The sequence below is a fragment of the Bartonella sp. CL435QHHD genome, assembly GCF_042195095.1.
Classification (GTDB): Bacteria; Pseudomonadota; Alphaproteobacteria; order Rhizobiales; family Rhizobiaceae; genus Bartonella.
Map to the genome: position 1 here is coordinate 1 of NZ_JBHINS010000037.1, position 8190 is coordinate 8190.

Below are 8190 nucleotides of genomic sequence, written 5' to 3' on the forward strand. Positions count from 1 at the left end.
TAACGCAAAAGAAAAGCATGAAAAGTCTTTTGCTGGTGTGACAACTTCCGTTGATATCGGTGTCCTTGGCACGGTACAAGGACTAAAAGATGCCGCAGATCACATGAATAATAAGGATGGTAACAATACAGTTATTAATGGCATACTGACTGGCATGAAAATCAGTCATCTTTATAGTAAAGGCAAAACCTTTGTTAATTGGCTGACTGGCAATACGGGGGAAAAGGGGAACGTAACCAAAGGACTGAGTAGCTCATTAGGAGGATTGGGGGGCTCCACCAAGGATGCTCTTGCCAATCTGGCTGGTGCATCTGGCAGTGTAACCGTGGGCTTTAAAACTGAGAAAACAGAAGCCTCTTCTCAAGTCTCCACAGCGGTGACAGATAGCATAGAAGGCGGACGCGCTGTTAACATGCAAGCCCACAAAGGCAGCATTCATGGTGTTGGCGCTGATATTATCGCTGGTACCAATCCAATCTATGTGCTGGAAAATGATGCACAGAGCGGAAATATCACTATGGAAGCAGGTGAAGATATCATCTTTGAAAGTGCACAAAACACGCAAAGCACACAAAACAGCAGTGAAAGTGCTTCAATGAGTGTTGGCACCGGTTATGGCACGGGTGGCGCAGGGGCAACGGGCAGTGCTGCTTTTAGTCAAGGGGAAGGTTCCAGTGAGGAAGTTCAACACAAAAACAGCCATATTATAGGCACCGGCACCGTTCATACCACGAGTGGGGCAAACACCACATTGGCAGGCGCCGTGGTTTCTGGAGAGCGTGTAGAAATGGAAGTAGGGGGTGATTTTGCCATTACCAGTCGCAGTGATACGGGACAAACTTCCAGCAAGCAAAACTCTGTTTCTGTTGGGTTTGGTGCTGGACAAACGGGTGGTGGGGGCTCCATGAGCGCCTCTTTCCAAAAGGATAAATCCTCCAGCGATTATCATAGTGTTGTGGAACAATCAGGCATCAAAGCGGGTGATGGCGGCTTTAATATCATAGTTAAAGACAAAACAACGCTGACCGGAGGCATCATTGCCAGCACCGCGCCGGCAGATAAAAACAGCCTGACCACTGGAAGCATTACCACCAGTGATATCAGCAACGGTGCCCATGCTAAAGCCAGCAGCCATGGGTTTAGCATTTCTGGGAATGACACGATAAAAAACATTGCCAAGAATGTTTTAAATCACGGCAAAGCCAAGGATGGAGCAGAAGGGGAAACCAAATCTGCTATCAGCGATGGGACTATCATCCTTACTGATACAACTGGACAGAGGGCGATGGGGCAAGATGCTGGACAAATCATTGGCTCTCTCAACCGCAACACCGCAGCAGCACACCAGGCAGTAGGACAGCTAGATGTCGCACCGCTTGAGGATATATTGCGTAATCGTTTAGGTATGAGAAATAAATGGGTAGATGAATGGTTTGATATATGGGATGGGGTTCGTAAAATGGCATTTTATGTTGACCATCCAGTGGGTGAGGTTGCGCATGATGAAAATGGCAATGTCCTCTATTTAACCGATGAAAATGGAAAACCTATAAAAGGCAGTGATGGAAAATATATCACTCTGTATCACTTTTTAAAGCCAGAGGAAGAAAAGCATTTACAAAAAGGCCCTAATGGTGCTGTTTATATGTTCTACAATGGCATTTTTAATTCACCAGATGATGCTGCGGGTAATGCTGTCCAATTGGCTGTTAATAAAAATGGTCCCCTTTATTTTACATACTTTCCCCAAGCTGATGATGTGCTGGTAGAATTAGGGGTAGCATATTATCAAAAGTTTTGGGAGGGTAGCACTTGGGGATTGAGTAATTCGACCAAGAAGTTCCAAGATTTTATCTATCGTTATGGCAATGACAATGCTATTGTTAGTGGGCATAGCCGGGGTACCTTAACAATACGCAATGGAGCAAATGACTTGCAAGAACATGGTATCCACAGTGTAGCCAAGAAAACAGACTTCTATCTTGTTGGAGCGGCTGCTCACATGCAATCGATGGCCAATACAGTAGATTATCTAAGCGATGGCGAAAAAAATTATATCTACATACAAGGTCATATGTTAGACCCCATTAGTACAGTGATTGGTTACAATTGGCCTACGGCTTATAAGGCACCTTTAAATCTAGATTTTTCACTTTTGGAGAAAGGTATAAAAAATCCTTTTTATATGACGATATTTGCAGCAAACAGTTTATTTACTATAGCAACTAATCCAATCAGAGAGATGGGGAGAGCGGTCTTGGGCCTTAACCCGAGCCCCCATAATTGTTATGCTGATGCGAGTGATGCGTGTAGATGGAATTACGGTTCATTTGATTTTAAAAAACTTTATTCAACGAGAACAGGGAACAAAAAATGAAAATGTTTTTTAATTTATTAAGCCTGCTCATTTTGTTAACGGTTACTGGATGTGACATTGAAAACATTGACAAACCTGCTCCAGGGTACGTGAGTATGTGGGAGAAGTCAGGTGCGGATTCTACTGAGGTAGGAAAAGCCTTATTAGAATGTGGAATGCCGAGTCTTATCGATCCTGATTCAGAAAATAGAAAGCAGAGCATCAATGCAAAAGCAACAACTTATACATGTATGATTCAAGCAGGATTCCGTTATAAAGGGGGAGGGAGTCCGTGTTATACTTTTAAAGAGGAAAACCTCCCCATTTGTCAGCCTGGTGCTGTCATCCCGAAGAGAAGTGTCGAAAAGCGCTTAAACAGCCCGTTTTGTAGAAGGTATAAAAACGCGGATGAATGCAAGCCTTAAGTGATGATCAACAATCCCCCTCTTTGCCTTCGCTTGGAATGGCGGGATTGTTTCCTCAACCAATCATCTCAATATTGTTCACCGTTGTTTTAAGCAGCGGTGACAGGAAATATCAACAAGCTTATGAGCTGTTTTATCGTAAAGAAACCCACTGAAGGAGGGGAAGAATGAAGAAAGTCTTGCAATTATTGAGCGGCATAGCTCTGTTAAGTATAGCTGGATGTGTTAACCAACCTCCTCCATCAACTTTAGCATTATGGGAAAAACCAGGTGTCGATAAAGCGATGATCCAACAATCCTTATCAAAATGTGGCTGGAAACCGGTTTATGCTTCTTCTAGTGATATGAATTCGTATGCGAGTGAATTTGCCTCAGTTTATGAGTGCATGAAAAAAGCAGGTTTCCGGTATAAATTGCAAGATTCAAAAGGGCTCTATTTTGTACAACCTCTGAAAAGTGACTCGTTTTTAGCTAATTTGATGCTAGCTGGATATCAGCAATTTATGGACAATGACACCTTTGGTGTGACCAACAAAACGAAACAGGAACGCGCTTTACTAACGCATTTTGAGGATGAAAGAAAACGTCAGCAAAAGCAAAAAGCTTTACAAAAGCGATCACCAAAGCGTCCTCCCCATCGTTAAAAAGGTCGTTAGATAAAATCACGAATGAAGTAGAGGATCAAAGCTGTCTCCTTCTTTATCCACACAACGGGCACTTTTAATTTGGTGTTTAAGATAGTCGACAATAAGGCAGGTGAGGTTTCATTACGGGGGATGCGTATTTTGAAGCCAAAGTCGTGGGGCAATCCACAGGATACGTTAAGCGGTTTGACCGAGGCTGGCGCATCTGGCAGTATGACAGTGGGCTTTAAGAAAGCAGAAGCTTCTTCTCAAGCTTCCACCGCGATGACCACAACAATAGAAGCAGGACGCGCTGTTAATATGCAAGCCCACAAAGGCAGCATCCATGGTGTTGGAGCCGATATTATTGCCGGCACAAACCCGATGCAAAGCAATGATAAACAGAGTGGAAATATCACCATGGGAGCAGGTGAAGATATCATCTTTGAAAGTGCGCAAAACACGCAAAGCACAGAAAACCACACGCAAAGCGCTTCGATGAATGTTGGGTATAGTTATGGTACCGGTGGTACAGGGTGGATGGGGAATGCTTCTTTTGGTAAAGGCAAAAGGGGTCCAGTGAGGAGGTTCAACAGAAGAACAGCCATATTATTGGAACCGGCACAGTTCACACAACGAGTGGGGCAAACACCACATTGGCAGGCGCCGTGGTTTCTGGAGAGCGTGTAGAAATGGAAGTAGGGGGTGATTTTACCGTTGTCAGCCGCAGTGATACGGGACAAAGTTCCAGCAAGCAAAACTCTTTTTCTATTGGGTTTAATGGTGGAAAAAAGGATGATGCAGCCACAACCAATATTTCCTTGAACAAGGATAAATCCTCTAGCGATTATCATAGTGTTGTGGAACAATCAGGCATCAAATCGGGTGATGGCGGTTTTAAGATCAACGTTAAAGATAAAACAACGCTGACCGGGGGTATTATTGAAAGCATCGCGCCGGCAGATAAAAACAGCCTGACCACAGGAAGCATTAGCACCAGTGATATCAGCAACAGTGCGCATGCGCAAGCCAGCAGTCAAGGTTTAAGCATTTCAGCAGGTGGTCCGATGTATCAGGGAAAATATGGTGTCGGGAAAAACATTGCTAAAAATGTCTTAGATCATTCAAAAGCCCAAGATTCAGAGGAAGGATATACCAAATCTGCTATCAGCAATGGCACTATCGTCATTACTGATGAAGCAGGGCAGAAGGCATTGACAGGGCAAGACGTGGAACAAGCCATAGCCTCCCTTAATCGTGATACTGCCACCGCCCATAAGGGTGTACAACAGCTCGATGTAGGCAAGCTGGAACAAATCGTTCATGAAAACCGTGAAATGGCAACCCAACTCTTAGAAGAAGGGTTTAAATACAGCGATGATTCCTATAAAACCATGTTTATCAAAGAGCACCCCATCGCCGTTGTCGACCGTGATGAAAAGGGCAATATAATCTATAAAAAAGATGAAAATGGACAGTATATCAAAGACGCTCGTGGACAACCAATACCTAAGTTTCATTATTTAACGGATGAAGAAAAGCAGCATTTGCAAGCCGGCTCTGATGGCAAGGTGCATGTGTCCCTCAATGGCATTTTTACGCCACCCTATGAAGCTGCTGTTTATGCGGTTCAACATGCGGAGAATAAAAATGTACCGCTTTATTTTGTTGTGTTCCCAGAAGCTGATTCTGCTATCTCAGAACTTCTGGTCGCGGGCTATCAGAAGTTTATGGAAAATAACTTTTGGGGTTTGACCAATTCCACACAAGAAGCAAAAGATTTGATGTATAGCTATGGTCTTACAGGATTAGAACTTTATGGACATAGTCGCGGGACAATGACATTGGGGAATATGCTGAATTCTTTCAAACAAGAAGGTGTTCACGGTATAGCCAACGAAAACACGACTATCAATCTCTATGGACCAGCCTTTAATGTTTTAGTTGCATCCGGTCTGTTAGGGTATGTGAGTGATGGCAAACAAACCACTATTGGCGGTAATGGCTATACTTATGAGACAATACCTGCTGGTAGTAACATGTTGAAAGAAACATGGAATATGTTATCAGATCCTTACAATCCCCATACTTGCCTTAGACATGCGAGTGATATGTGCCAAAAGATTTATGGCTCATCTCATCTAGAACAAGTCCCTTTAAGGAGTAAAAAATGAAACAAACCTTAAAATTATTAAGTGCGATAACTCTATTGAGTATCGCTGGATGTCAGTTTAACAAACCTGCTCCAGGGTATGTGACTGCGTGGGAGAAGCCAGGAGCAGATTTGACAGAGGCAGGAAAAGCCTTGTTAGAATGTGGAATGCCAAGCCTTATTGATGCGGATCCAGAGAATGATAATCGCAGCTTTAATCAAAAGGCAACAATTTATGCTTGTATGGTTCAGGCTGGTTTCCGTGATAAAGTGGAGAGGGGGACTTGGTGCGAGAATCATAAAGCCGAAAACCTTCCCATATGTCGTCCAGGTGCTGTGATCCCGAGGCCCAGTGTCAAGAAGCGCTTAAACAGCCCTTTTTGTAAAAAATATAAAAATGCACCTGAATGCAAGCCTTAAGTCTTGCTTGTGATGATCAACAATCCGCCATCCTTGCCTTCACTTGGAATGGCGCGATTGTTTCCTCACGCACATTATTTAACGGATGAAGAACAACAGAATTTACAAAAAGGTTCTGATGGCAAGGTTCATTTTTTCCTCAATGGTATTCTTACAACACCCTATGAGGCGGCTGTTTATGCAGAGCAACATGCGGAGAATAAAAATGTACCGCTTTATTTTGTTGTGTTCCCAGAAGCCGATTCTGCTATTTCAGAACTTCTGGTCGCGGGTTATCAGAAGTTTATGGAAAATAACTTTTGGGGTTTGACCAATTCAACACAAGAAGCAAAAGATTTGATGTATAGCTATGGTCTTACAGGATTAGAACTTTATGGACATAGTCGCGGGACAATGACATTGGGGAATATGCTGAATTCTTTCAAACAAGAAGGTGTGCACGGTATAGCCGACAACACGAATATCAATTTCTATGGACCAGCCTTCAATGTTTTAGTTGCATCCGGTCTGTTAGGTTATGTGAGTGATGGCAAACAAACCACTATTGGCTTTGATGGGAATAGATATGACTTTGTCAGCAGAATTATTGGCGGCAATGGCTATACTTACGAGACAATACCTGCTGGCAGTAACTGGTGGAAAGAATGGTGGAGAGTGATCATGAATCCCATAAGCTCCCATACCTGTCTTGGAGATGCGGGTCAAAAATGCCAAAAAAGGTATGGCTCATCTCATTTAAAACAAAAACCTTGAATTAAATCATGGAGGAAAAAAATGAAACAAACTTTAAAATTATTAAGCGCTGTAACTTTGTTAAGTATAGCTGGATGTCAGTTTAATAAAACTCCTGGAGGATATTTGAGCGCGTGGGAGAAAAATGGTGTTACTGATTTTACTGAGGTAGGAAAAGCCTTATTAGAATGTGGAATGCCAACCCCTTATGATAAGGATCCAGAAAATAGAAAGTTAAGTTTAAATAAAAAGGCGTTTATTGATTCTTGTATGGTTCAATCAGGATTCCGCTATAAAGATACAGAGGCAGGAACGTGGTGTGAGAATTTTCAAGGAAAGAATCTTCCGGCTTGTCGTCCAGGTGCTGTCATACCACAGCGCAGTGTCAAGAAGCGCTTGAACAGCCCTTTTTGTAAAAAGCATCCAGAACAATATGAATGTTATCCTTAAGTTTTGCTGTTTGTGATGATTAACAATCCGCTATCCTTGCCTTCACTTGGAATGGTGGGATTGTTTTCTCAATGCATCATCTCAATATTGTTCACCGTTGTTTTAAGCAGCGATGACAGAAAATATCAACAGGCTTATGAGCTTTTTTATTGTAAATAAATCCATTGAAAGAGGGGAATAATGAAGAAAATCTTAAAACTATTGAGTTGTATAGCTCTGTTAAGTATCACTGGATGTGTTAACTCAATTCCCTCACTTTCTCCAGCATTATGGAGAAATAAAATACTTTTAGAATGTGGAGTACCGGACCTTAATAAGGTTGTGGCGCTAGATTTGAATCAATTTGCCAGTATTGAAATGTGTATGGCGCAATCAGGTTTTCGCCCTAGCTTTACAATACAAGATTGGTGTGAGAACCATAAATCAGACAACCTTCCCATATGTCGTCCTGGTGCTGTCATGCCTCAGCGAAGTGTTGAGAGACGCTTAAATAGCTCTTATTGTAAAAAGCATTCAGAACAACTTGAATGCAAACCTTAAGTCTTGCTTCAGCAGAGAAAGCCTTGTCCATCCTTACGTGACAAGGTTTTTTTATGCCGCGTCACTTTGACGTTGCTGTTTTGCTTGTTCGATTACATTCAAAAGATCTGATTGTAACCAACGGGATAAAAAGCCAAATTTTAAAGGTTTTGGGAGAGAGCCATTGGTTACATGACGGCGGAAAGTTGAGACACTCATATGAAGCAATTTTGCACTTTCACGGTCTGTTAAAAGAATATCATTTTCTGTCATATTAAAATCCTTTCACTATAAAAATGGTAACAAATCATAACTATTTATTAACCACATTTTGGTTCATTTAGAAAGATGTTTTATTCATAGAAAACAATATTTTATTATACAATTTCTGATGTGATACGTGATGAATCTTATTGAGAAAGAATGAGAGACAAGAGAGCTAAAGTTATCCACAGATAATGGGGTTATTCACCCCATATTTTAGGTTTGACCCGTGACATAAGCCGCCCATTT

General features: G+C 42.1%; 8 protein-coding genes and 1 pseudogene. 8 read left to right on the forward strand and 1 reads right to left on the reverse strand.

The features are described 5' to 3' along the window. From ACFILH_RS01640 to ACFILH_RS01675, 8 genes and pseudogenes are all read left to right on the forward strand, one after another. Positions 1 to 2377, forward strand: a 2377-nt coding sequence (locus ACFILH_RS01640) for a hemagglutinin repeat-containing protein (protein WP_375667265.1), incomplete at its 5' end; no start/stop codon positions are given. Next, on the forward strand, positions 2374 to 2781 hold the full coding sequence (locus tag ACFILH_RS01645; protein WP_375628259.1) for a hypothetical protein: 408 nt from the start codon (positions 2374 to 2376) through the stop codon (positions 2779 to 2781). The genes ACFILH_RS01640 and ACFILH_RS01645, both read left to right, overlap by 4 nt. A 167-nt stretch (positions 2782 to 2948) precedes the next feature. Then, positions 2949 to 3425: a hypothetical protein gene (locus ACFILH_RS01650; protein ID WP_375662881.1), complete on the forward strand. Its 477-nt coding sequence runs from the start codon at positions 2949 to 2951 to the stop codon at positions 3423 to 3425. 201 nt (positions 3426 to 3626) lie between these two features. Beyond that, positions 3627 to 5578, forward strand: a pseudogene (locus ACFILH_RS01655) (hemagglutinin repeat-containing protein); the annotation flags it as partial. Further along, the gene (locus ACFILH_RS01660; protein ID WP_375667266.1) at positions 5575 to 5976 is read left to right on the forward strand and encodes a hypothetical protein; all 402 of its coding nucleotides are present in this window, start codon (positions 5575 to 5577) and stop codon (positions 5974 to 5976) included. The pseudogene ACFILH_RS01655 and the gene ACFILH_RS01660, both read left to right, overlap by 4 nt. Before the next feature lie 12 nt (positions 5977 to 5988). Continuing rightward, positions 5989 to 6729, forward strand: a complete 741-nt coding sequence (locus ACFILH_RS01665) for a filamentous hemagglutinin (RefSeq protein WP_375667267.1) — start codon at positions 5989 to 5991, stop codon at positions 6727 to 6729. A 21-nt stretch (positions 6730 to 6750) separates the two neighbouring features. Beyond that, positions 6751 to 7158, forward strand: coding sequence for a hypothetical protein (locus tag ACFILH_RS01670; RefSeq protein WP_375643795.1), 408 nt, complete (start codon positions 6751 to 6753; stop codon positions 7156 to 7158). A gap of 180 nt (positions 7159 to 7338) precedes the next feature. Next, entirely contained in the window at positions 7339 to 7698 is a 360-nt protein-coding gene (locus tag ACFILH_RS01675; RefSeq protein ID WP_375624232.1) for a hypothetical protein, read from the forward strand. A 51-nt stretch (positions 7699 to 7749) separates the two neighbouring features. On the opposite strand, the gene ACFILH_RS01680 is transcribed toward ACFILH_RS01675, so the two are convergent. Beyond that, entirely contained in the window at positions 7750 to 7950 is a 201-nt protein-coding gene (locus ACFILH_RS01680) for an AlpA family transcriptional regulator (protein WP_007347209.1), read from the reverse strand. Positions 7951 to 8190 lie beyond the last annotated feature (240 nt).